At 56.0% G+C, this 21753-nt stretch carries 23 protein-coding genes, 1 other RNA gene and 1 pseudogene; 9 read left to right on the top strand and 16 right to left on the bottom strand.

Annotation, left to right across the window (positions count from 1 at the left end):
• The 3 genes and pseudogenes from RT613_RS18470 to ffs form a co-directional block, all read right to left on the bottom strand.
• A pseudogene (locus RT613_RS18470) lies at positions 1–61 on the bottom strand (YbaB/EbfC family nucleoid-associated protein); the annotation flags it as partial.
• 26 nt (positions 62–87) lie between these two features.
• Positions 88–1956: a DNA polymerase III subunit gamma/tau gene (locus RT613_RS18465; protein ID WP_313617740.1), complete on the bottom strand. Its 1869-nt coding sequence runs from the start codon at positions 1954–1956 to the stop codon at positions 88–90.
• A gap of 77 nt (positions 1957–2033) precedes the next feature.
• An RNA gene (gene ffs, locus RT613_RS18460) (signal recognition particle sRNA small type) lies at positions 2034–2130 on the bottom strand.
• Between the two features lie 31 nt (positions 2131–2161).
• Here ffs and RT613_RS18455 point away from each other — a divergent pair.
• Positions 2162–2626 (top strand): HIT domain-containing protein, encoded by a 465-nt coding sequence (locus RT613_RS18455; protein ID WP_409558851.1) that lies wholly within the window; start codon positions 2162–2164, stop codon positions 2624–2626.
• Positions 2626–3603: an NAD(+) diphosphatase gene (gene nudC, locus RT613_RS18450; protein WP_409558850.1), complete on the top strand. Its 978-nt coding sequence runs from the start codon at positions 2626–2628 to the stop codon at positions 3601–3603. Before RT613_RS18455 ends, nudC begins: the two co-directional genes overlap by 1 nt.
• Here the strand turns inward: nudC and RT613_RS18445 are convergent.
• Both RT613_RS18445 and RT613_RS18440 read right to left on the bottom strand, forming a co-directional pair.
• Positions 3594–4463 carry a prephenate dehydratase gene (locus RT613_RS18445; RefSeq protein ID WP_313617736.1) on the bottom strand — a complete coding sequence of 290 codons (870 nt, stop codon included), beginning with the start codon at positions 4461–4463 and terminating at the stop codon, positions 3594–3596. The two genes, nudC and RT613_RS18445, sit on opposite strands and share 10 nt — an antisense overlap.
• Before the next feature lie 11 nt (positions 4464–4474).
• Positions 4475–5230 (bottom strand): 3-deoxy-manno-octulosonate cytidylyltransferase, encoded by a 756-nt coding sequence (locus RT613_RS18440; RefSeq protein WP_313617734.1) that lies wholly within the window; start codon positions 5228–5230, stop codon positions 4475–4477.
• Between the two features lie 153 nt (positions 5231–5383).
• Between RT613_RS18440 and RT613_RS18435 the strand changes: the two genes are divergently transcribed.
• Complete coding sequence (locus tag RT613_RS18435; RefSeq protein ID WP_313617733.1) at positions 5384–5953, top strand: cytochrome c family protein; 570 nt, start codon at positions 5384–5386, stop codon at positions 5951–5953.
• A gap of 77 nt (positions 5954–6030) precedes the next feature.
• Here RT613_RS18435 and RT613_RS18430 read toward each other — a convergent pair whose 3' ends face one another.
• The gene (locus tag RT613_RS18430) at positions 6031–6975 is read right to left on the bottom strand and encodes an AEC family transporter (protein ID WP_313617731.1); all 945 of its coding nucleotides are present in this window, start codon (positions 6973–6975) and stop codon (positions 6031–6033) included.
• Positions 6976–7384: 409 nt separating this feature from the next.
• Here RT613_RS18430 and RT613_RS18425 point away from each other — a divergent pair, with 409 nt between their 5' ends.
• On the top strand, positions 7385–8377 hold the full coding sequence (locus RT613_RS18425; protein ID WP_313617729.1) for an adenosine kinase: 993 nt from the start codon (positions 7385–7387) through the stop codon (positions 8375–8377).
• On the opposite strand, the gene RT613_RS18420 is transcribed toward RT613_RS18425, so the two are convergent.
• On the bottom strand, positions 8370–8906 hold the full coding sequence (locus RT613_RS18420; protein ID WP_313617727.1) for an SH3 domain-containing protein: 537 nt from the start codon (positions 8904–8906) through the stop codon (positions 8370–8372). The genes RT613_RS18425 and RT613_RS18420 overlap by 8 nt on opposite strands.
• Before the next feature lie 231 nt (positions 8907–9137).
• Here RT613_RS18420 and RT613_RS18415 point away from each other — a divergent pair, with 231 nt between their 5' ends.
• Positions 9138–10142 carry a D-glycerate dehydrogenase gene (locus RT613_RS18415; protein ID WP_313617725.1) on the top strand — a complete coding sequence of 335 codons (1005 nt, stop codon included), beginning with the start codon at positions 9138–9140 and terminating at the stop codon, positions 10140–10142.
• 9 nt (positions 10143–10151) lie between these two features.
• Here the strand turns inward: RT613_RS18415 and RT613_RS18410 are convergent, their stop codons facing one another.
• From RT613_RS18410 to recF, 3 genes are read right to left on the bottom strand one after another with little or no spacing between them, the layout of a single operon-like run.
• A complete protein-coding gene (locus RT613_RS18410) occupies positions 10152–10625 on the bottom strand; it encodes a GNAT family N-acetyltransferase (RefSeq protein WP_313617723.1) in 474 nt (157 codons plus the stop codon).
• Between the two features lie 4 nt (positions 10626–10629).
• Complete coding sequence (locus RT613_RS18405; protein ID WP_313617721.1) at positions 10630–11391, bottom strand: molybdopterin-synthase adenylyltransferase MoeB; 762 nt, start codon at positions 11389–11391, stop codon at positions 10630–10632.
• A 30-nt stretch (positions 11392–11421) separates the two neighbouring features.
• The gene (recF, locus tag RT613_RS18400; protein WP_313617719.1) at positions 11422–12549 is read right to left on the bottom strand and encodes a DNA replication/repair protein RecF; all 1128 of its coding nucleotides are present in this window, start codon (positions 12547–12549) and stop codon (positions 11422–11424) included.
• A 259-nt stretch (positions 12550–12808) separates the two neighbouring features.
• Between recF and RT613_RS18395 the strand changes: the two genes are divergently transcribed.
• From RT613_RS18395 to RT613_RS18380, 4 genes are all read left to right on the top strand, one after another.
• Positions 12809–14029 carry a phosphopentomutase gene (locus tag RT613_RS18395; RefSeq protein WP_313617716.1) on the top strand — a complete coding sequence of 407 codons (1221 nt, stop codon included), beginning with the start codon at positions 12809–12811 and terminating at the stop codon, positions 14027–14029.
• Complete coding sequence (locus RT613_RS18390; RefSeq protein WP_313617714.1) at positions 14026–15009, top strand: adenosine deaminase; 984 nt, start codon at positions 14026–14028, stop codon at positions 15007–15009. Before RT613_RS18395 ends, RT613_RS18390 begins: the two co-directional genes overlap by 4 nt.
• A gap of 100 nt (positions 15010–15109) precedes the next feature.
• Positions 15110–15739, top strand: a complete 630-nt coding sequence (gene upp, locus RT613_RS18385; RefSeq protein ID WP_313617712.1) for a uracil phosphoribosyltransferase — start codon at positions 15110–15112, stop codon at positions 15737–15739.
• Between the two features lie 150 nt (positions 15740–15889).
• Complete coding sequence (locus RT613_RS18380) at positions 15890–16399, top strand: TIGR02281 family clan AA aspartic protease (protein WP_313617710.1); 510 nt, start codon at positions 15890–15892, stop codon at positions 16397–16399.
• On the opposite strand, the gene deoA is transcribed toward RT613_RS18380, so the two are convergent.
• From deoA to RT613_RS18350, 6 genes are read right to left on the bottom strand one after another with little or no spacing between them, the layout of a single operon-like run.
• Positions 16392–17708, bottom strand: coding sequence for a thymidine phosphorylase (gene deoA / locus RT613_RS18375; RefSeq protein ID WP_313617709.1), 1317 nt, complete (start codon positions 17706–17708; stop codon positions 16392–16394). The genes RT613_RS18380 and deoA overlap by 8 nt on opposite strands.
• Complete coding sequence (deoC, locus tag RT613_RS18370; RefSeq protein ID WP_313617707.1) at positions 17705–18478, bottom strand: deoxyribose-phosphate aldolase; 774 nt, start codon at positions 18476–18478, stop codon at positions 17705–17707. The genes deoA and deoC overlap by 4 nt, the downstream gene beginning before the upstream one ends.
• A gap of 1 nt (position 18479) precedes the next feature.
• Positions 18480–19280 (bottom strand): purine-nucleoside phosphorylase, encoded by an 801-nt coding sequence (locus RT613_RS18365; RefSeq protein WP_313617705.1) that lies wholly within the window; start codon positions 19278–19280, stop codon positions 18480–18482.
• Positions 19280–19669 (bottom strand): cytidine deaminase, encoded by a 390-nt coding sequence (locus tag RT613_RS18360; RefSeq protein ID WP_313617703.1) that lies wholly within the window; start codon positions 19667–19669, stop codon positions 19280–19282. The genes RT613_RS18365 and RT613_RS18360 overlap by 1 nt, the downstream gene beginning before the upstream one ends.
• 2 nt (positions 19670–19671) lie before the next feature.
• Complete coding sequence (locus RT613_RS18355) at positions 19672–20643, bottom strand: ABC transporter permease (RefSeq protein WP_313617701.1); 972 nt, start codon at positions 20641–20643, stop codon at positions 19672–19674.
• 6 nt (positions 20644–20649) lie between these two features.
• On the bottom strand, positions 20650–21753 hold the full coding sequence (locus tag RT613_RS18350) for an ABC transporter permease (protein WP_313617699.1): 1104 nt from the start codon (positions 21751–21753) through the stop codon (positions 20650–20652).

The raw sequence follows: 21753 nt of genomic DNA, 5'->3' as shown, positions 1-21753 counted from the left end.
CCTTCTCCATCTTGGCCTGCATTTCCTTGACCTTGCCCATCATGCCCATGATGTCGCGCATGTCGTAACTCCTTGAATTTTCTTCTTTCAGAATTCTATATCGTCACCAGGCAGAATATCGCCTTCGCTGGATTCCGCGACTGCCGGCGGTGCCACATTTTCATTATCGTCCACCAGAGGGGCACGAATACGAACGTCGGTGATCTTGGCGCCGGGAAATTGTGAAAAGATCGCCATGATATCCGGGTCCTGCCGGGCATCCAGCAAACGCGCAGTCCGCGCATTGCCCTCTGCCTCAACAAGTGTCGGCTGCCCCTGTTCCTTGCTGAGACTGACAATCCAGTGAATGCCTGTCCATTCCTTGAGCTTGACGCCCAGTTCACCCGGTAGAGTGCCTGGCGCACCTTCGCCAAGACGCAGGTCGAGCTTACCCGGTTCCAGACGGACGAGATGCACGAAGTTGCGCACCTTTGCCTTCATGACTGGGTCACGATTCTTGCCGCACAGATCGGCAATGTCCTGAATGGAATTAACCGCTACGCGCGGCTCAGGGCGCTCCTCGGTTTTCTGAACCGGCACCTGCATGTCCTGCGGTCGGCTATCGGGCACGGCGCGCAACATGGCTGTCGGGGCAGGCGATGCCTGTCGCTGTGCCGCCATGGAAGGCGCTGCAGCAACCGCCTGAACGGACGAGTAGGATGCACGGGCGCCACCATTGCCACCACCACCCGACGGCATTGGAGAACCGGCACCCTCGCCTGCTGCCATGTCCTGCAAACGGCGGGCGGCATCTTCCGGCGACGGAAGATGGGCGGCATGGGCCAAACGAATGAGCACCATCTCAGCGGCACCGGCCGGGCGGGACGAATTTTCCGTTTCGGGAATGCCCTTCAGCAGCATCTGCCAGATCCGCGACAATGCCGAAACGGCGACACCCTGCGCAAATTCACTGCCACGGACGCGCTCGATTTCCGACAGCGACGGATCGTCGGCCGCATCGGGAATATATTTCAGTCGCGTGACCAAATGCGTGAAATCCGCAAGGTCGTTCAACACAACGACAGGGTTTGCACCGGCTTCATACTGGCTACCAAATTCCGACAAAGCGGCCGCGACATCACCCTTCACCACATGGCTGAACAGGTCAACGATGCGGGCGCGGTCAGCAAGACCAAGCATGCCACGCACGGCTTCGGCCTCAACACGGCCGCCACCGTGGGCAATGGCCTGATCGAGCAGAGACAGGCCGTCACGTGCCGAGCCTTCGGCCGCACGTGCAATCATCGACAAAGCCTCGGCTTCGGCATCTATGCCTTCCTTGCCGGCAATGGTGGTAAACAGGCCAACCAGATCCGCAGCACTGATGCGGCGCAGATCGAAGCGCTGGCAGCGCGACAGCACCGTGATCGGAACCTTACGGATTTCGGTGGTCGCAAAAATGAACTTTACATGCTCTGGCGGCTCTTCAAGCGTCTTCAACAGGCCGTTGAAGGCCTGCGTCGACAGCATGTGAACTTCGTCGATGATGTAAACCTTGTAGCGCGCCGATACCGGACGGTAGCGCACCTGTTCGATGATTTCTCTGATATCATCGATACCGGTATGCGAGGCCGCATCCATTTCGATCACGTCGACATGGCGGCCTTCCATGATCGCCTGACAATGTTCGCCGGGAAGGCGCAAGTCGATTGTCGGGCGGTCGATTTCCGGTGTCTTGTAATTCAGCGCACGCGCCAGAATACGGGCGGTGGTGGTTTTGCCGACCCCGCGAACGCCGGTCAGCATATAGGCCTGTGCGATACGACCGGTTTCGAACGCGTTGGTCAGCGTGCGAACCATCGGCTCCTGGCCGACCATGAGGTCCGAAAAATCCTTGGGGCGATATTTGCGCGCCAGAACACGATAACCGGCTGCCGGCTGCGAATCGTTTCCTGCTTTTGGCTCGTTATCGCTCATTGCCCTCGTCAGCTTTGCGTTTTGGCCCGTTTTACGGGCATAGCTGCCCGGCAAAAGCTGAGGCACAGGATAAAAAGGTGGGAGGCTGGCACGGCGACCCGTGCCGGGCTCGTTAGGGCTGCTTCCTTCCGGACCTGACCCGGTTGGCGAGTGGCTCGTCCACCACCAACCTCCCGGAGGCACATATCGGCAATATCGTAAGCAAATGCAAGCCAAGCATTCAAAAAACTGCTATCACAATGAAAACATCCTATGGAGGAACCACTTGTCCACATTCAAACTGGATGAACGGATCGCTCGCGACAGCGAACTGATAACGACGCTTGGCCTTTGCCAACTGCGTTTGCAGAATGATAAAAGGTGGCCCTGGCTGGTGCTGGTGCCGCAAAGGAACGGTCTTAGCGAGATGTTCGAGCTGACGCCGCTTGATCAGGCCATGCTGACATTTGAAACCAATATGGTCGCTGAAGCCCTGAAAACCGTCACCAGGGCCCGCAAGATCAACATTGGTGCCCTTGGCAATATTGTCAGCCAGCTCCATGTTCACATCATCGCCCGCAACGAAGGCGATGCCTGCTGGCCAGGCCCCATCTGGGGTTTTGGTTCGGCCGAACCATATGCCGACACAGATAAACGCGATTTCATCAAAAGACTGACCGGTGCTCTTTAATGATCCAGGCTAATATTTTCGATACCGACGCCCCGCATCCCGAACCAAGTGCCCTTACCGCCTTTTCACAAAATGCACTCGACCGTCAGGCCGAGAAGCGCAACGATGATTGCGTTGCCCAGGCATTGGCCATCGAAGGTACCCATATTCTGGCCTTCACCACCGGCAAGCTGGTTCTCAAACATGACGATCAGGTGCTGGACCCTTTGTTTGCCGCTTACGAGCTGGCAGAACTGAAGCCCGACTTCGACAATGCCATCCTGCTTGGCTACAAGCAGAACGGCGAACCGCGTATTGCCGTGCCGCTCAACACCACGGAAGAAGAGCTGGCTGGCCATTTCAAACCGGTCGATGCCCGTACCCTCTACCGTGACCAGCTTCTCGATGAAGAGCTTCTTGGTGAAACCGCCCAGGCGGTCAGCCTGCTGCGATGGAATGACGACAACAAGTATTGCGGCCGCTGTGCATCACGCATGGAACTGAAAATCGGCGGCTACAAGCGGGTGTGCAGCAGCTGTGGCCACATGATCTTTCCGCGCACTGATCCCGTCGTGATCATGCTGACGATCGATCTTGAACGTGATCTCTGCCTGCTTGGCCGTGGCGCTCATTTCGCACCGGGCATGTATTCCTGCCTGGCCGGTTTCGTAGAACCCGGCGAAACCATCGAAAATGCGGTGCGCCGCGAGACATCGGAAGAATCGGGTATCGATATCGGACGGGTGCGTTATCACGCCTCCCAACCTTGGCCGATGCCGCATACGCTGATGATTGGCTGTTTTGCCGAAGCGACCTCGTTCGACATCACCCGCGATGAGGCAGAGCTTGAGGACTGCCGCTGGTTTACCCGCGACGAGGTAGCTGCACTTCTGGCGATGACCGGTACGGACGGCCGTTCACCACCGCCAAGAGGTGCCATCGCGCACCGTCTGATGCGCGATTGGCTGGAATGGGGTGCTGCTGACGATCAGAGCTGACCGTTCTGCAAACGGCCACGCATCGGGTGGCCCTTGTAGACGCCGAGGATGCGCACTTTTTCCGAGAAGAAACGCAATTCCTCCAGCGCACGACGAACAGGGGCATCATCCGGATGCCCTTCAATATCCGCATAGAACTGCGTGGCCACGAATTTGCCGCCAATCTGGTAACTTTCCAGCTTGGTCATGTTGATGCCGTTGGTGGCAAAACCGCCCATCGCCTTGTAAAGCGCGGCTGGAATGTTGCGCACATTGAACACAAAGGTGGTGACGATGACCCCTTCTTCGTCCTTGTGGTCTTCCCACTTTTCGTCGCGTGACAGAACCACGAAACGTGTGACGTTGTTTTCCGTGTCCTCGACGTTTTCTGCAATGATATCGAGACCATAGAGATTGGCAGCCAGACGCGGCGCAAGTGCTGCCATGGTTCTGTTGCCCAGTTCGGAAACCAGCTTGGCGGCACCGGCGGTGTCCCCCGCCACAACCGGCTTCCAGCCATTGTTGCGAATGATCTTACGGCACTGGCCCAGCGCATGAATATGGCTGTGCACAGTGAGGATTTCATCGCGCTTCACGCCTGGCAGCACCATCAACTGGAAACGGATCGGCATGAAATATTCGCCGATGATATGCAGTCGCGATTCCGGCAGCAGGTGGTGAATGTCAGCAACACGACCGGCAATGGTGTTTTCAATCGGGATCATGCCAAGGTCGGCTTCACCGCTCTCGACTGCATTGAAGGCATCTTCGAATGTCGGGCATGGCAGTGGCTCCATGTCCGGAAACATGTCCCGGCAGGCCATGTCAGAATTTGCGCCGAAATCACCCTGGAATGCTATGCGATTGGTTTTCACTGTCATGGACATATCCGTCAAAGAGATTTTCCGGCCAGGATGCGTCTGGCCTTTTCAAGATCAGCAGGCGTATCGACGCCAAGCGGAACAGACTTCACGATTTCCGCGTCAATGCGCATGCCATCTTCCAGCGCGCGCAACTGCTCCAGTGATTCGCGGCGTTCCAGAACCGATGGCGACAGCGACACAAAACGCTCGAGTGCGGCGCGGCGGTAAGCGTAGAGACCGATGTGGTGATAAAGCGGGCCCTGACCATAGGGGGCGGTGGCGCGGGTAAAATACAAAGCGCGAAGGCGGGTGTCTGAAAGCGGGCTGCCAACAATCTTCACCACGTGTGGATTGGTCTTTTCCTCTTCCGAGGTAATCTCCACCGTCAGGGTGGCAATATCCACTTGCGGGTTTTCCAGCGGACGCATGGCGGCAAGAATGGTCTCAGGCTCAATGGTCGGCAGGTCGCCCTGCACATTGATCACGAATTCTGCCTCGCGATTCGGGTCAACCTTTTCAAGCGCTTCGAAAATACGGTCCGATCCGGATTGATGATCGTCACGTGTCATCATCACTTCAAAGCCGGCGGCTTCAACGGCGTCGTAAACCTGACGATCATCAACCGCTACGACAATGCGTCCCAGACCGGCTTCACGGGCGCGCAAAGCCACTTGAACGATCATTGGCTTGCCGCAAATATCCGCCAAAGGTTTTCCAGGCAGTCTGGTGGATGCAAGCCGTGCCGGGATAAGCACCAAAGCTTTGCCTAAATCCGTATTCTTCATTTCGAGACCCTTCAAATCCCGCCCGAAAAGTGTCAAAACGTCACGGTGTGGGGAGCATATTCAAGTTGCGCAGGCTATGCAAAAGCCATAGCTTTCATGCAATTTCAAGATGGCCCGTTTTGTTATCAAACGGCTGTGAGGGAGCGATTGTAGATGAATTCATATGTAAACATGGGCGTGGGGGCTCTTTTGGGCACCGTTTTCGTCCTGATGTCTGTCTCGATAGCGTCAGAGGGGATCTTCCATTCTGCTGCGCCTGAAAAGGAAGGCTTTGCCATCGTGGCGGAAGAAAGTGGCAGTGCAGGCGGCGAAAGCGAAGCAGCAGTTGCAACGCCAATCGCGACCCTTCTTGCAAGCGCCGATGCTGCAAAAGGCGAAGTGGTGTTCAAGAAGTGTCAGAGCTGTCACACCTCGGAGAGTGGCGGTGCCAACAAGGTTGGGCCCAATCTCTTCGATCTCGTCAATCGTCCAATCGCTGCGCATGAAGGTTTCAGCTACTCGGCTGCCCTCAAGGACTTTGCTCAGGGCGGCTCCGTCCATTGGGATTACGATCACCTCAATCACTTCCTCGAAGGTCCGAAGAAATACATCAGCGGCACAGCCATGGGCTTTGCAGGCGTGAAAAAGGAAACGGAACGTGCCGATCTGATCGCGTATCTTCGGACGCTGTCGGCGAACCCTGCTCCGCTGCCTGATCCGGCGGCTCCGCCAGCCACCAACTGATATTGCGACGTTAAATCAAAAAGCCACCGACACTGATGTGCGGTGGCTTTTTTCATGACCGTAGACAACCTCGTGTCTCAGCCGAGCAGCCATGCCCAGACCGAAACCGACAGCACGCCCAACAGCGTCGAAATGCTGATCGTCGATGCGGCAAGGCTGTGACCCGTGCCAAAGCGGTTGGCAAGCAGCCAGGCATTGATACCGGTCGGCACAGAGGCGGTCAGAACCAGTGCTGCGGTCCATTGCGGGCTGAGCCCCAGCACATGACCGGCCACCCACACACAACCCGGCAACAGGAAAAGTTTGAAGGTTGTCATGGTCGCCGCAATGCGCACATTGCCGCGAATGCTGTATTTGTTGAGCGCCATGCCAAGTGAAATCAGCGCCGCAGGCCCTGCCATGCTGGCAATCTGGTCAATGACCGATTTCAACACCACCGGCACAGGCACATCAATCGCATGCACGGACATGCCGATCATCAGACCGATGATCAGCGGATTGGAAATGAGATTGCGTCCGATCTGCTTGAGGATTGCGCCGGTTGAGCGCCGTTCGCCACCAACCGCCTTATGGGTGGCATTTTCCATCAGGATCGTGCCGGCAATCATCATGACGGGCAGATGTATGGCGAGGAGAATGGAGAGGGCCACAAGCCCTTCATCACCGACCGAACGGCCAACCAGCGGCAAACCGATGAAGATATTGTTGGCAAAAGATGAGGAAATGCCAGCAATCACCGCAATGCGAATATCCTGCTTGAACACATATTTCGCAACCATATGGCCAACGGCCCAGGTGATCGCTACGCCACTGAAATAGGCGATCCATAATTTGAATGGCGAGGCGCCATGGAAATCGGCCTCGACGAGTGTGCGGATGATCAGTGTCGGAACGGCAATCTTGAAGACAAAATCGCCCAGGACATCGCCGACATCCACCTTGAACCATCCCATTTTTACGATCAACCATCCGGTCAGGATGAGAATAAAAATAGGGGCAACATTCAGTGCAATCGCGGACATTGGGAGGGAGCTTTCGCGAATATGAGGCGGGAGACTTTTAGCTGTAACGCAAATCCGGCAGAGGGACAATTCTTGGCCTACAAATAGCCAGCAGTTCGACAAAACCATAAACGAAAAAAGCGGGGATCGATCCCCGCTTCATCATCACGACTGATGTCCAACACCAGTACATCCGTGGTGTGGCATTGCCGGAAAGTCTGAAAGCAATCATGCTTTCCTCACACCGTTCTCTAACACCGAGAACTATGAAGTGACAGCTATGCGTATAAGCACCAGACATGACAGCGCCATGACGAAAGCGGATTTTTCTTAAATCGGCCAAACATCACATGCTGCGCGGTTTTTTCTTTCCATGCGGGCAGAAATCGGTATGACGGAATCCCGGATGAACTCTCTCCGGACAGGATATATGGCAAAATTTGACGTTCTCACCGTCGGCAACGCTATCGTTGATATTATTTCACGTTGTGACGACAAATTTCTCAATGATAACGGTATTACCAAAGGCGCGATGAACCTCATCGATGCCGAGCGTGCCGAGCTTCTTTATTCGCTGATGGGCCCTGCCCTTGAAGCATCCGGCGGCAGCGCTGGCAACACGGCAGCGGGCATTGCCAATTTCGGTGGCAAGGCCGCCTATTTCGGCAAGGTTGCAGAAGATCAGCTCGGTGAAATTTTCCAGCACGATATCCGCGCCCAGGGCGTCTATTTCGAAACCAAGCCTGAAGGTACCTTCCCGCCAACGGCACGGTCGATGATTTTTGTCACCGAAGACGGCGAGCGTTCCATGAACACCTATCTCGGCGCCTGCGTTGAGCTCGGTCCACAGGATGTGGAAAACGACATTGTTGCAGAATCCAAGGTGACCTATTTCGAAGGTTATCTGTGGGATCCGCCACGCGCCAAGGATGCCATTCGCGACTGCGCCCGCATTGCCCATGAAAACGGCCGCGAAGTATCGATGACACTGTCCGACAGCTTCTGCGTTGGCCGTTACCGCGAAGAGTTTCTGGACCTGATGCGCTCTGGGACCGTGGACATTGTGTTTGCCAACAAGCAGGAAGCGCTGTCGCTCTACGAAACCGATGACTTCGATCTCGCCCTCTCCAAGATCGCTGCCGATTGCAAGATCGCTGCGGTGACCATGAGCGAAGAAGGTGCCGTGATTGTCCGTGGTGACGAGCGCATCAAGGTTGACGCCTATGCCGTTCACGATGTCGTCGACACCACAGGCGCAGGCGACCTGTTCGCATCAGGCTTCCTGTTCGGTTACACCAATGACCGTTCTCTGGAAGATTGCGGTAAACTTGGTTGCCTTGCGGCCGCTACTGTTATCCAGCAGATCGGCCCAAGACCCATGAGCTCGCTGAAAGCTGCAGCCGACAAGGCTGGCCTTATTTAAACGCTTCGCCAGGGTAAGCGCCCCAGATTTCCCCCTGGGGCACCCAACCATTTGCCTGGCCAGCTTCGGCCCGGCACCAATCACCATTACATTCGCCGATCTTGATCATCACACCAGGCTCAAGCTTGGCAATGATTGCTGCCGATGACTGTGGATCGCGGCGCATGTTCACATAGATGCTTTCGCCCTTGCCACGCATCCATGGTGCAGCAACGGCTGTGCGTTCACCCGACAAAAGTGCCTGATTGACCCAGCCTTCCGTGCCATCCGCATCGCGGATACGGCGCCAGTTTTCATATTCCTGCACGATTTCCACCGGCATGCCGGCTTTGAGATACATCCACGACACCGCATAATCGGTGCTTGGGCCAATGCGCATGTTGACGCGCTTCGATTTCAGGCTGACGAAACGCGGAAGCGGCAAACCGCTGGCACCCTTGGCAGCACCCTGCGCGTGAGCCATCTCGCTCAAACCGCCAACCAGCGCCAAAGATAAAGCCATGCAAAAAACAAATGCAGATCGACGCATGCATGCCTCCATTTTCTTCACCTGAGACCTTGCCACAGAAGGATTCCCGGTTTCTCATCTCGAAAATGCGTTTGCTTCCAGATCGGTGTATCGGTCATCGAAACCAAAACTCGGCCGGACGTGTCCTTACGAGTTCTGTTGTCTTCCTCGAACGGTCTGGTAGAAACGCGTGAATGAAAGAAATTATCGCTCTTTCTGGTTAACGACCTCTGAACAAGGCATCGGCACATCATGAGCAACAAGAAGAGACCCACCGTTTATCTCACCCGGAAACTGCCGGATATGGTGGAAACCCGAATGCGGGAGCTCTTCGACGCCGAATTGAACATTGATGATGCGCAGCGCAGCGAATCAGAGCTGGTTGCCGCCATGCAGAGCGCCGACGTGCTGGTACCCACCGTGACGGATCGCATTACCGCGGCGATGATCGAAAAAGCCGGCCCTCAACTCAAATTGATTGCCAGTTTTTCCAACGGCATCGATCACATTGATGTCGATGCCGCCGGACAAAAAGGCATTACCGTTACAAACACACCCAATGTATTGACCGAAGACAGTGCTGACATGACCATGGCGCTGGTGCTGGCCGTACCGCGCCGGTTGGTTGAAGGCACACGTGTTCTCGCCAACAATGCCGATGAATGGGGTGGCTGGTCGCCAACCTGGATGCTCGGTCGACGCATCTCAGGAAAACGCATCGGCATTGTCGGCATGGGTCGCATCGGCACTGCCGTTGCCCGCCGCGCCAAAGCGTTCGGGCTTTCCATTCATTACCACAACCGCCATCGGGTCAATCCGGCTACGGAAGCGGAACTTGAGGCAACCTATTGGGACAGCCTCGACCAGATGCTGGCACGTGTCGACATCGTTTCGATCAATTGCCCGTCAACGCCTGCCACCTACCACCTGATTTCCGCACGGCGTCTGGCGCTGATGCAGCCGACCAGCTACATCGTCAACACCGCACGCGGTGATATCATTGATGAGGCGGCGATGATCCAGTGCCTGCGCGATGGCAAGATCGCCGGTGCCGGTCTCGATGTCTATGAAAATGAGCCAGCGGTTAATCCCAAGCTGATCAAGCTGGCCCGCGAAGGCAAGGTCGTCTTGTTGCCGCATATGGGATCGGCCACCATCGAAGGCCGCATGGACATGGGTGAGAAAGTCATCATCAACATTCGCACCTATTTCGACGGGCATCGTCCGCCGAACCGCGTGTTGCCGGGCAAAAACTGAGGACGGCCCTCAGGCGACCTGCTTTTGCATTTCGATATAGGTGATGCGCTGATATCCGGCATGTGAACGCTCGGCGGTTTTGATGAACCCCCAGCGCCCGAATTTAACGTGATTGCCAACCAGTTCGATGCGGGTTTGCAGCCGCAGTGCTTTCAGCCCCAGCTGCTGCGCCAATTGTTCAGCCAGGCCACACAAGGCAACTCCAACTCCCTTGCCCTGGGCGAGCGGACTGACGGCCAGCTTGCCGATGTAAAGCGTTGCCGGTTCCGCCTTGCAGAAAATGCAGCCCAGCAGAACATCGTTTTCGTCACAGGCGATATAGCAGGCCTCGTCCCTGACCTTTTGTTGCAGATTTTCGAGCGTCAGGTCATGCGCTGACGATGGAGGATCGATAACGCCATCCATATAGGAAAAGGCGTCGCAGATCAGCATCAACAGCTCCTGCCACCGGTCAAAACCATCATCGATTTTTCTGATATCCATCACATCAGGGCTCTTTTTTGCGTCGCTTGTACCGTACGGTTTCAAACCGTGCCGACAAGGCGTCATAGAGTAGCAAACGGCCGACAAGCGGTTCGCCCGTTTGCGTCACCAATTTCAGAACCTCCATGGCCATGATGGTGCCGATAACCCCCGTCAGGGCACCAACAATGCCGGTTTCTGCGCAGGATGGAACAAGGCCTGCCGGTGGCGGTTCTGGAAAGAGATCACGGTAGCGGGGATAGGCCACATCATCCGGTCCGGTTTCATGGGGTTTCAGCACCGTGACTGATCCGTCAAAGCGCCCGACGGCACCTGTCACCAGCGGAATTTTCGCCTGTTCTGCGGCATCGGCTGCGGCGTAACGGGTGTCGAAATTATCCGACCCATCAACGATGAGATCAAAGCGCGACAAATGCTGGTGTGCCCATTCAAGCGAAAACCGCTCTTCAAACACGGCAGTGCGGACATGCGGATTAAGCCGGGCAATGGCATCCACCGCCCCGACGGTTTTCATTTCGCCCACCGTACCGCTGTCATAGATGACCTGCCGCTGGAGATTGGAAAGCGACACCGTGTCATCGTCAATCAGGCCCAGTGTTCCGACACCGGCTGCTGCCAGATAAAGCAGGATCGGTGCACCAAGGCCGCCGGCGCCGATTACCAGCACCTTGGCGCGCTTGAGCCGCTGCTGGCCAACGCCACCGATCTCAGGCAACAAAATATGCCGTTTGTAGCGTTCGATCTCCTCGTCGGTCAGCATTTCCATCACGGTTACCCCTGCAAGCAATGCACGATATTAGGACGAGACCTTGCCATTTGAAACATTGAAGAACTGCGCACGGTCGCCCAGTGCCTCAAACATCGAGGCGTCGGTTCCGGTCATGAAACTCTGACCACCCAGCACATGGATGAGATCAAACAGCGTCGCCCGCCGTCCTTCATCCAGATGGGCTGCAATTTCATCCAGCAGCAGTATCGGTGCATGACCGGTCATATTGGCCGTCAGTTGTGCATGGGCCAGCACCAGCCCAACCAACAGGGCCTTCTGCTCACCAGTCGAACAACGCCCGGCATCCATGTCCTTTTCCCGATGGCGCACGAACAGATCGACCCGGTGCGGGCCATCCAAAGTGCGTCCCGCAGCAGAATCTCTATGACGGCTGTCGCGCAACATGGCCAGATAAATCTCTTCCTGTTCCACGGCCGGTCGCAACGGATCGTCATCCATGAAACCTGAAAGTTGCAGGCTGGCCGTTGGAAACGCCGTGTTTTCACTGCGCTCGGCAATCAGCGAGGTCAGAAGCCCCAGGATTTCATGCCGGGCAGCGGCCATGGCAATGCCAAGCGCTGCCATCTGCGTTTCAATACCATCCAGCCATACCGGATCGAAACGACCGTCGGACAACAGCCGGTTGCGGCTGCGCATGGCCTTTTCAAAATCGCTGGCGCGGCGGCCATGCGAAGGATCAATCGACAGCACCAACCTGTCGAGAAAACGTCGGCGATCCGCCGAGGGGCCGCTGAACAGGCCATCCATCGCCGGTGTCAGCCACAGGACACGCAAATGATCTGTCAATTCATCGACTGACTTGACGTTGGTGCCGTTCAACCTCAGTCGACGCGTGACGCTTTCACCGGTGTTTTCCAGACCGGTGCCAATTGCCACTTCACCTTCCATGCCCTCGGCATTGGCGAAAATCGAAAAGCCGTTATCCTCGGCCCCAACTCTGGTGACTTCCGGCAGGGTTGCGCGCCTCAGACCCCGACCGGGGGACAGGAACGACACCGCTTCCAGCAAGTTGGTCTTGCCGGAGCCGTTATTGCCAGTGAGCACCACATGGCGGTCGTCCATATCGAGGGCAGCATGGGCGTAATTTCTAAAATCCGCCAATTTCAACTGCGAGAGAAACACCTTCATCGTCATGTGCATGAGCTAGGACGAACATTCGTCAATGGCAAGTTTTGAATGAATAAACCCGGCAAAAGCACACCAAAAATGTGGGCAGATAAATCCTGACGTGCAGGCTATGGTGTGATTCACGAAATTCACTTCGCAGTTCGATTTCTCGTGTTTATATGAGGGATTATTTTTGCACGCGATCGCGGAGGTTCAATCGCATCGCCTGCTGACATTATTAAGGACACGTGCCGGCTGACATGCCGGTGCATAATTCAGGTGGTTGATGGCACGCGCATTCCTACTCGTTCTCGATTCCTTCGGCGTTGGCGGAGCTGTCGATGCGATACGATATGGCGATGATGGCTCCAACACCCTTGGCCATATTGCCGAATTTTGTGCGGCCGGAGCTGCCGACAGGAATGGTTTGCGCAACGGCCCGCTGCATCTGCCCAACATGTCATCGCTTGGCCTCGTGCATATTGCCCGCCAGGCAACCGGTGAATTTCCGGCAGGCATGCGTATCCCCTCGCGCATTTTCGGTCTTTATGGCAGCGCCAGCGAAGTCTCCAATGGCAAAGACACGCCATCGGGCCATTGGGAAATTGCTGGCACCCCGGTGTCGTTCGACTGGGGTTATTTCCCGACCGAAGGTGATGCGTTTTCATCCGGACTTGTCGAGGCAATCTGTCGCGAAGGCAACATTCCTGGCATTCTGGGCAATTGCCACGCATCCGGCACCGAAGTGATTGCCCAGTTTGGACTGGAGCACATCAAAACAGGTCAGCCGATCTGCTACACATCGTCGGACTCGGTTTTTCAGATTGCGGCCCATGAACAGCATTTCGGACTGGAGCGCCTGATCAACCTTTGCCAGACGGTACGCACGCTGCTTGATCCGCTGAACATTGGCCGCGTGATCGCACGTCCTTTTGTGGGTGAAACTCCAGCCAGTTTCCAGCGTACCGGCAATCGTCGCGATTTTTCCGTTCTGCCGCCGGAACCGACCCTGCTTGACCGCCTCGTCGCAGCAGACCGGAAGGTGCATGCCATTGGCAAGATCGGTGACATTTATGCCCATCAGGGCGTCAGCCGTGTCATCAAGGCAAATGGCAATGATGCCTTGATGGAAGCAACGCTGCAAACCATCGACGAAGCCGAAGACGGTGATCTGGTTTTCACCAATTTCGTTGATTTCGATATGCTTTATGGCCACAGACGCGATGTTCCGGGTTATGCCGCAGCACTTGAGGCGTTTGATCTTCAACTGCCGGAAATCCATCGCAAGATGCGCCCCGGCGACATCGCCGTTATTACGGCCGATCACGGTTGCGACCCAACCTGGCGCGGAACGGATCACACACGTGAGCGGGTTCCGATCATGGTGTTTGGTCCGGGCATCCGTTCACGCAGCATTGGAATTCGCAGCACCTTTGCCGACATTGGCGAAAGCGTTGCTGCACATCTGGGAATAGAGCCGGGAAAATACGGCAGGAGCTTTATGTGACGTCGAAAATATTGAAAGCAGAAATTCACTGCCACCTTGAAGGCGCAGCACCACCGACACTGGTTGCAAAGCAGGCGGAAAAATACGGGATCGACAGCAGCTCTTTCCTGCAAAATGGCGCTTATGTCTGGTCCGATTTTGCCGAGTTCATTCGCTGTTATGATGCGGTGGCGGCGGTGTTCCGCACCGAGGAAGACTATGCCCTTTTGACCGAGACCTATCTGGCAGAACTGGCGTCCGTCGATACCATCTACAGCGAACTGATCATCTCGCCAGACCATGGTGACCGTATCGGCCTTGGTGCTGACGCCTATCTGGCCGGTGTCGTCGCTGGTATTGAAGCGGCAAAAACAAAAACCGGCATCGAAGCGCGTATCATCGTCACCGGTGAACGGCATTTCGGGCCGGAGAAAGTTATTGCCGCTGCCGAATATGCCGCACGTGTCAAACACCCGTTGATCACCGGTTTCAACATGGCCGGCGAAGAGCGCATGGGACGTGTGGCCGATTATGCCCGCGCCTTTGACATTGCCCGTGATGCCGGGTTGGGCTTGACCATTCATGCCGGTGAAGTCTGCGGCGCATTCAGCGTCAGTGATGCGCTGGATCTGGTCAAACCATCGCGCATCGGCCATGGCGTTCGCTCCATTGAGGATGCTGCGCTGGTGGAGCGGCTGGTGGAGACCGGAACCGTGCTTGAGGTCTGCCCCGGATCGAACATTGCTCTCAAGGTCTATCCGGATTTTGAAAGCCATCCGCTGCGCAAATTGAAGGAAGCCGGTGTTCGGGTTTGCATCAGCTCTGACGATCCGCCATTTTTCCATACGTCGTTGCAACGCGAATATGATCTTGCCGCCGATGCTTTTGGTTTCTCGAAGCCGGAAATCGATGAACTGACCCGTACATCGCTTGAGGCTGCCTTCGTGGACGAGGCAACCCGCGCCACAATGCTTGCCCGTCTGAACGCGAGTGCTGCGTAAAAGGCCACATGACAGGGTAAAACCTTCTGAAACCCTTGCGAAAGCAAGGGTCGGTGACATAGAAGAGCAAGATAACAAACAGAGGGAAGGTCATTTCTCCATGAACGGCGTTACAGTCATCAAGCATCCGCTGGTACAGCACAAGCTCACCATCATGCGCAAAAAGGAAACCTCCACAGCGGGCTTTCGTCGCCTGTTGAGAGAAATCTCGACACTGCTGTGCTACGAGGTCACGCGTGATCTTGAAATGACGATGGAAACCATCGACACGCCTATGGAAACAATTCAGGCCCCCGTCCTGGAAGGCAAGAAACTGGTTTTCGCGTCGATCTTGCGCGCCGGCAACGGTCTTCTGGAAGGCATGCTTGAACTGGTGCCTTCGGCGCGCGTGTCGCATATCGGCGTTTACCGCGACCACGACACACTGGAAGCCGTTGAATATTACTTCAAGGCGCCGGAAAGCCTCGATGCCCGTCTGGTCATCGTTGTGGATCCGATGCTGGCAACCGGCAATTCGTCAATCGCAGCGGTTGAAAAGCTGAAGGAACGTGGTGCGAAAAACATCCGTTTCCTGTGCCTGCTTGCAGCGCCTGAAGGCATCAAGAATTTCCAGGAAGCGCATCCGGATGTCGCCATCTACACGGCAGCCATCGATAGTCACCTGAATGAGCAGGGCTACATCGTTCCAGGTCTCGGCGATGCCGGCGACCGCATGTACGGCACCAAGTAAAAGTCTTCATTGTCTTTTAACCAGAACGGCCATTTGTCCTGATCAAACAGGACAAATGGCCGTTTTGTTTTCATCTTGCAAAGCATAACGGCCTATATTCACCCCACATATCTGGACAAATGCATGTCCGGTCAAAGCGGGATGTTTCCGATGTTTATGCGCAGCGTATTTCTACTGATCAGTCTCTCCGTCAGCGCGACGCAGGTTCCCGGTATCGTTAAGATGCTGACTGAACAACCGCAGGAAACACCAACCATCTCCGAACCTGTGCGTGACGTTGCGATTACACCGGGTTCGGTAGTGTTGAAGCAGGATGCCCGCGGCCATTTCAATGCCACGCTCAAGCTTAACGGCAAAGCGGTCGATGGGCTGATCGACACCGGGGCATCTGCCATTGTCATCAATGAGGCAACCGCGCGACGTCTCGGCTACGGCGTTAACAGCCTCGATTTCAAATACCCCGTATCAACGGCCAACGGCCAGACAAAGGCTGCCTATATCAAGCTCGACCGGGTGGAAATCGGCAATATCCGTGTGCGGGATGTCGAAGCCTATGTGATGAAAAACGACGCGTTGAGCAAAACGCTGATCGGCATGACCTTCCTTCGCAAACTGTCATCCTTCAAGGTCGAAAACGGCTCGCTGAAACTGATCAGATAATCCGCGCGATAACTTCGGAAGCGAGTTTCGGCTTCTCATCGCTGATCGAATAAAACCCAGCCACTTTTGTCGCCATGTGTTTTGCCTGTTCATCATTTGCCGCATGGACAAGGGCAATAGTGTCCCCTGCCTCGACACGGGTTGACAGTGGCAGGATTTCCGACAATCCGACACGGTGATCAATGCTGTCGGTTGCCACAGTACGACCGCCGCCCAATTCAACCACTGCCATGCCGATATTGCGCGTTTCACAGGCCGTGAGCCAACCACTGTCTTTTGCCACCACCGGCATGACGGCAGGCGCGGCAGTTAGGTAATGGTGCGGGCGCTCAATAAAATCGGCTGGCCCGCCCAGCAGGCTGACCATGCGTGCGAAATGTTCCTGTGCCCGGCCGGACGACAGAGCATGCATGGCCTGATCATGCGCGTCGGCAACACCGGAGGCGACACCGGCCTGCAGCAACATCTCGGTTGCAAAGGCCATCACCACCTTCTCAAGCCGTGTGCCAGCCTTTTTGCCAGCCAGGAAATCAAGGCAATTGATGATTTCCAGCGTGTTGCCGGCCGTATCGGCCAGTGGCTGGTTCATGTCGGTAATCAGCGCCGTCGTCTTGACGCCAGCACCATTGGCAACCTCGACCAGCGAGCGGGCGAGTGTTTCGGCCTCCTGCCGGCTCTGCATGAAAGCACCGCTACCGATCTTCACGTCAAGCACGAGGGATTGCAGACCCGCCGCCAGTTTTTTCGACAGGATAGACGCCGTGATCAGTGGTACGGATTCAACGGTCGCGGTAATATCCCTGATCGCATAAAGCCTGCGGTCAGCAGGTGCCAGATTGGCAGTCTGGCCAATGATCGCACAACCGGCTTCGGTAAGGACCTTGCGAAACAGCGTGGCGTCAGGGGCGATATCATAGCCGGGAATAGATTCGAGCTTGTCCAGCGTGCCGCCGGTATGGCCTAGGCCACGCCCTGATATCATCGGCACGGCAACACCACAGGCCGCAACGATTGGAGCCAACATCAGAGAGACATTGTCACCAACGCCGCCGGTAGAATGTTTGTCAGCAATGGGTAGGCCGATATCGCTCCAGTCCAGCACATCGCCACTGTCGCGCATCGCCAGGGTTAGTGCCACCGTTTCATCGCGGCTCATGCCCTTGAAATAAACGGCCATGGCAAAGGCAGCCGCCTGCCCTTCCGAAATCCGGTCTCTTGCCAGCCCATCAATGAACGCTGCAATGTCTGCAGCGTCCAAGGTTTCTCCATCACGTTTGCGGCGAATGGTTTCCTGCGGCAGCAAGATCAATATCCGTTTGAGACTTTGGCCGATGTGCCGCCACCCAGCACGTTCAGAATGTCGTCCAGCAGGCTGGAGGCACCAAAACGGAAGGTGGAAGGCATGGCCCAGTTGGGCTGCATGATGGTTTCTGCCAGTCGCAGGTAAAGCGTTGCATCGTCGACGCTGGAAATGCCGCCAGATGGTTTGAAACCAACCTTCTGTCTGCTGTCGCGGATAGCCTGCAACATGATGTCTGCCGCCTCAAGCGTGGCATTTGTCGGCACCTTGCCGGTGGAGGTCTTGATGAAATCAGCGCCCTCGGCAATGGAAATTTCAGACGCACGGCGAATGAGGACGCGGTCCTTGATTTCCCCGCTTTCCAGAATGACCTTCAGGAGAACCGGAGCCGGGCAGGCCTTGCGTACCGCAGCAACCATCTCCGAAACGGCAGCCTCATCGCCGGCCAGCAGTTTTTTGTACGGGATAACCAGGTCAATCTCGTCGGCACCATCGGCAACCGCACGTTCGGTTTCCGAAACCACCGTTGCCACATCGAGATCGCCGGACGGAAAATTGACGACAGTTGCGATCTTGATACCGTGGTTCGTGCCGAAGGCTGCGCGCGCCTGCGCGACAAACCGCGGCCAGATGCAGATCGCAGCCGTATTGCCATAGGATGTCTGCGCACGATTGATCAGCGCGGCAATCTGTTGAGGGGTGCAGTCATCATTCAGGTTGGTGAGGTCGAGCAATGACAATGCGAGAGCCGCAGCTTCGCGAGAACTCTGGAGTTCCATGTTAATCTCCTCCTGAAATCATTTCGCGCACGATAGCGGCAAGGCGCTTTCCCCCCACGGGTGCCATGTCCTTGGTTTCTTCGTGGCTGAGTTCAGCTCCCGTCATGCCGGCACCGTAATTGGTAATAACGGATGCGGCCGCAACACGCATGCCAAAAAATCTGGCAAGAATAACTTCGGGCACCGTCGACATGCCAACGGCATCTGCGCCGAGAATACGCGCCATGCGGATTTCAGCCGGCGTTTCAAAGCTCGGTCCGGAAAACCACATATACACACCGCTCAACATCGGCACGCCTGCCCGTATGGCGGCATTGCGCATCGACACGGCAAGCTCGGCGTCGTAGGCACTCGTCATGCCAACAAAACGACGATCACTTTCTTCGCCAATCAGCGGGTTCATGCCGGAATAGTTGATGTGATCGACGATCTGCATCACCGAACCGGGCGGCATGTCTTCACGCAGCGAACCGGCCGAGTTGGTCAGAATGAGGGACTGCACACCAAGGCCTGCCAGCGCCTCAATCGGCACCCGCATGGCGGCGGGATCACCCTTTTCGTAATAATGCACACGGCCAGACAGCATGATAACTGGTTCACGCCCGAGATAACCGGCAACCAGTTCACCGGCATGTCCTGACACACCACTTGCCGGAAAATCCGGCAATTCGGAAAACGGGATATGTACTGCGTCCGTCAGTTCATCAACCAGTGAACCGAGACCAGAACCAAGCACGATGGCGACACGTGGCATCATGCCTTGCAAGCGGTCCACCAGCAGGTCAAAAATGGCTTGCGACATTACGGAAGCTCAGTCTTGAAGCTGAAAGGTAGCAGTTCATCCATCGACATGACCTTCTGAACGCCGGTTTCGTCGCAAAGATAGACCTTGGTATCCGCATTGGCGAATTCCGCAATCTTCTGACGGCAGCCGCCACAGGGCGGGCAAAGCGCCAGTTTTTCCGCGATGACGGCGATTTCCTTGATCTGCTTGGCACCGCCCATGATCATGGCACTGATGGCGCTTGGTTCGGCGCACCAGCCCTGAGGGAAGGACAGGTTTTCGATGTTTGCGCCCTTGTAGACTTTCCCATCCTCAGCGCGGATGGCAGCGCCGACAGGAAATTTCGAATAGGGTGCATGGGCAAACGACATGGCATCACGTGCCGCTTCAAAAAGATCGTGAGACATGTTCAGCGTTCCTTCGAATAGGCAACACCACCGGCTTTCGGAGGTTTTGCAACACCAATAAAACCGGCCAGCAGGATGCAGGTCAGAATATAGGGCAGTGCCTGGAAGATCTGTACCGGCACTTCACCGATCAGCGGGACCGATTTTCCCTGCATGAAGTTGGCAACGGCATCGAGGAAACCGAACAGCAGACATGCAAACATCACAGGCACAGGTTTCCATTTGGCGAAGATAAGCGCGGCAAGAGCGATATATCCCTTACCGGCAGACATGTTGGCGATGAACGCAGCCGACTGCGCAATTGCCAGATAAGCGCCCGAAAAGCCGCAAAGGAAACCGGCAACGATGACCGCACGGTAGCGCATCCATGTGACGGAAATCCCCGCCGTATCAACAGCGCCGGGATTTTCACCCACGGCACGCAGACGCAGACCAAACCGTGTGCGGTAAAGCACCCACCACGACAGTGGCACGGCGAGGAAAGCAAGATAGGTCAGGATATTGTGGCCGGAAATGACATTCGCATAAAGCGGCCCGATAAAGGGAATATCCCTGACGAGATCGACACCAGGCAAGGTGATCGGCGTGAAACGGCCACCACCAGTCAGTTGTGGCGTACGACCGCCCTGCCCGAACCAGGCCTGTCCCAGAACCACCGTCAGACCGGCGGCGATGAAGTTGAGCGCCACACCAGAAACGATCTGGTTGCCACGGTTGGTAATGACAGCAAAACCGTGGGTCAGCGAGAAGAAGATCGAAACCGCAATACCAGCCAGCAGACCAAGCCATGGGTTGGCCGTGACATAGGCCACACAGGCCGATGCAAAGGCCGCAGCCAACATCTTGCCTTCAAGACCAATGTCGAACACACCGGCGCGTTCAGAAAACAGCCCGGCAAGTGCGGTAAACAACAATGGGATTGTCAAACGAACGGTCGAGCCAAGAATACTGACGACGATATCGAAAAAATCCATGGTCTCTCACCCTTTCGTAAATTGCTGGTAGATGCGCACCAGCGCGGGGCGGTACATATATTCAAGCGCACCGGCAAACAGGATCACCAGACCCTGGATCACAACGATCATTTCGCGGGTGATATTCGGCATTTCAAACGACAGGTCAGCACCGCCCTGGTAGAGGATGCCAAACAGAATTGCTGCAAACAGAATGCCAAGCGGATGGCTTCTGCCCATCAAGGATACGGCAATACCGACAAAACCAGCACCACCGACAAATTCCACCTGCAAACGTCCGGATGCGCCCATGACAGGGTTCAGTGCCATCATGCCGGCCAGACCACCTGATATCAGCATAGCGATGATGACAGTGCGGGCATAGGGAATACCGGCATAGACCGCAGCCGAGGGGCTGATGCCGAGCGTGCGCATTTCATAACCGAGTTTGGTGCGCCAGATCAGCAGCCAGACGAGGAAACACATCACCAGCGCAATCAGGAACGACACGTTGAAGGGTGCCGGACCGAGCTTCATGCCAAAGATCGCCATCAGCCAATCAAGCTTCGGCAATTGTCCACCCGGCAGAAAGGTTCTCGTTTCCGGAGCCATCTTGCCGGGAACGATAAACACATTCACCAGCAGGTAAACCATCAGCGCTGCGCCAATGAAGTTGAACATGATGGTGGTGATAACCACGTGACTGCCGCGTTTGGCCTGCAGCCATGCAGGAATAAACGCCCATGCCGCACCAAAGATGGCAGCACCGATTACCGCAAATGGCATGGTGACGTACCACGGCACATAATGGTCGAGAGACATGGCAACGATGGCAGCGCCGAGGCCGCCAACATAGGCCTGACCTTCAGCACCGATGTTGAAAAGGCCGGCATGGAATGCCACGGCAACGGCAAGCCCGGTGAAAATGAAGCTTGTCGCGTAAAACAGCGTAAAGCCAATGGCATCGCCTCGGCCCAGCGCACCCTGCACGAGCAGCTTCAAAGCCTCAAACGGGTCTTCACCGATCGACCAGACGACGAGGCCGGAAATCAGAAAAGCCGTGACGATGTTCAAAAACGGCATGAGGCCGTAAGTGATCCAATTGGGAAGTGGTACGGATGCAGTGCTCAT

This window comes from Agrobacterium sp., assembly GCF_032092815.1.
In the GTDB taxonomy this organism is placed as follows: domain Bacteria; phylum Pseudomonadota; class Alphaproteobacteria; order Rhizobiales; family Rhizobiaceae; genus Agrobacterium.
Note: the sequence above shows the minus strand (reverse complement) of the source record. Positions and strands in the feature narration are given on the sequence as shown.

What these genes read in the sequence shown, in the direction of transcription:
- RT613_RS18465 (WP_313617740.1), bottom strand. Translation starts at nt 1,956, where the DNA reads ATGAGCGATAACGAGCCAAAAGCAGGAAACGATTCGCAGCCGGCAGCC.
- RT613_RS18455 (WP_409558851.1), top strand. Translation starts at nt 2,162, where the DNA reads ATGCAAGCCAAGCATTCAAAAAACTGCTATCACAATGAAAACATCCTA.
- nudC (WP_409558850.1), top strand. Translation starts at nt 2,626, where the DNA reads ATGATCCAGGCTAATATTTTCGATACCGACGCCCCGCATCCCGAACCA.
- RT613_RS18445 (WP_313617736.1), bottom strand. Translation starts at nt 4,463, where the DNA reads ATGACAGTGAAAACCAATCGCATAGCATTCCAGGGTGATTTCGGCGCA.
- RT613_RS18440 (WP_313617734.1), bottom strand. Translation starts at nt 5,230, where the DNA reads ATGAAGAATACGGATTTAGGCAAAGCTTTGGTGCTTATCCCGGCACGG.
- RT613_RS18435 (WP_313617733.1), top strand. Translation starts at nt 5,384, where the DNA reads ATGAATTCATATGTAAACATGGGCGTGGGGGCTCTTTTGGGCACCGTT.
- RT613_RS18430 (WP_313617731.1), bottom strand. Translation starts at nt 6,975, where the DNA reads ATGTCCGCGATTGCACTGAATGTTGCCCCTATTTTTATTCTCATCCTG.
- RT613_RS18425 (WP_313617729.1), top strand. Translation starts at nt 7,385, where the DNA reads ATGGCAAAATTTGACGTTCTCACCGTCGGCAACGCTATCGTTGATATT.
- RT613_RS18420 (WP_313617727.1), bottom strand. Translation starts at nt 8,906, where the DNA reads ATGCGTCGATCTGCATTTGTTTTTTGCATGGCTTTATCTTTGGCGCTG.
- RT613_RS18415 (WP_313617725.1), top strand. Translation starts at nt 9,138, where the DNA reads ATGAGCAACAAGAAGAGACCCACCGTTTATCTCACCCGGAAACTGCCG.
- RT613_RS18410 (WP_313617723.1), bottom strand. Translation starts at nt 10,625, where the DNA reads ATGGATATCAGAAAAATCGATGATGGTTTTGACCGGTGGCAGGAGCTG.
- RT613_RS18405 (WP_313617721.1), bottom strand. Translation starts at nt 11,391, where the DNA reads ATGGAAATGCTGACCGACGAGGAGATCGAACGCTACAAACGGCATATT.
- recF (WP_313617719.1), bottom strand. Translation starts at nt 12,549, where the DNA reads ATGACGATGAAGGTGTTTCTCTCGCAGTTGAAATTGGCGGATTTTAGA.
- RT613_RS18395 (WP_313617716.1), top strand. Translation starts at nt 12,809, where the DNA reads ATGGCACGCGCATTCCTACTCGTTCTCGATTCCTTCGGCGTTGGCGGA.
- upp (WP_313617712.1), top strand. Translation starts at nt 15,110, where the DNA reads ATGAACGGCGTTACAGTCATCAAGCATCCGCTGGTACAGCACAAGCTC.
- RT613_RS18380 (WP_313617710.1), top strand. Translation starts at nt 15,890, where the DNA reads ATGTTTATGCGCAGCGTATTTCTACTGATCAGTCTCTCCGTCAGCGCG.
- deoC (WP_313617707.1), bottom strand. Translation starts at nt 18,478, where the DNA reads ATGGAACTCCAGAGTTCTCGCGAAGCTGCGGCTCTCGCATTGTCATTG.
- RT613_RS18365 (WP_313617705.1), bottom strand. Translation starts at nt 19,280, where the DNA reads ATGTCGCAAGCCATTTTTGACCTGCTGGTGGACCGCTTGCAAGGCATG.
- RT613_RS18360 (WP_313617703.1), bottom strand. Translation starts at nt 19,669, where the DNA reads ATGTCTCACGATCTTTTTGAAGCGGCACGTGATGCCATGTCGTTTGCC.
- RT613_RS18355 (WP_313617701.1), bottom strand. Translation starts at nt 20,643, where the DNA reads ATGGATTTTTTCGATATCGTCGTCAGTATTCTTGGCTCGACCGTTCGT.
- RT613_RS18350 (WP_313617699.1), bottom strand. Translation starts at nt 21,753, where the DNA reads ATGAGCACTGCATCCGTACCACTTCCCAATTGGATCACTTACGGCCTC.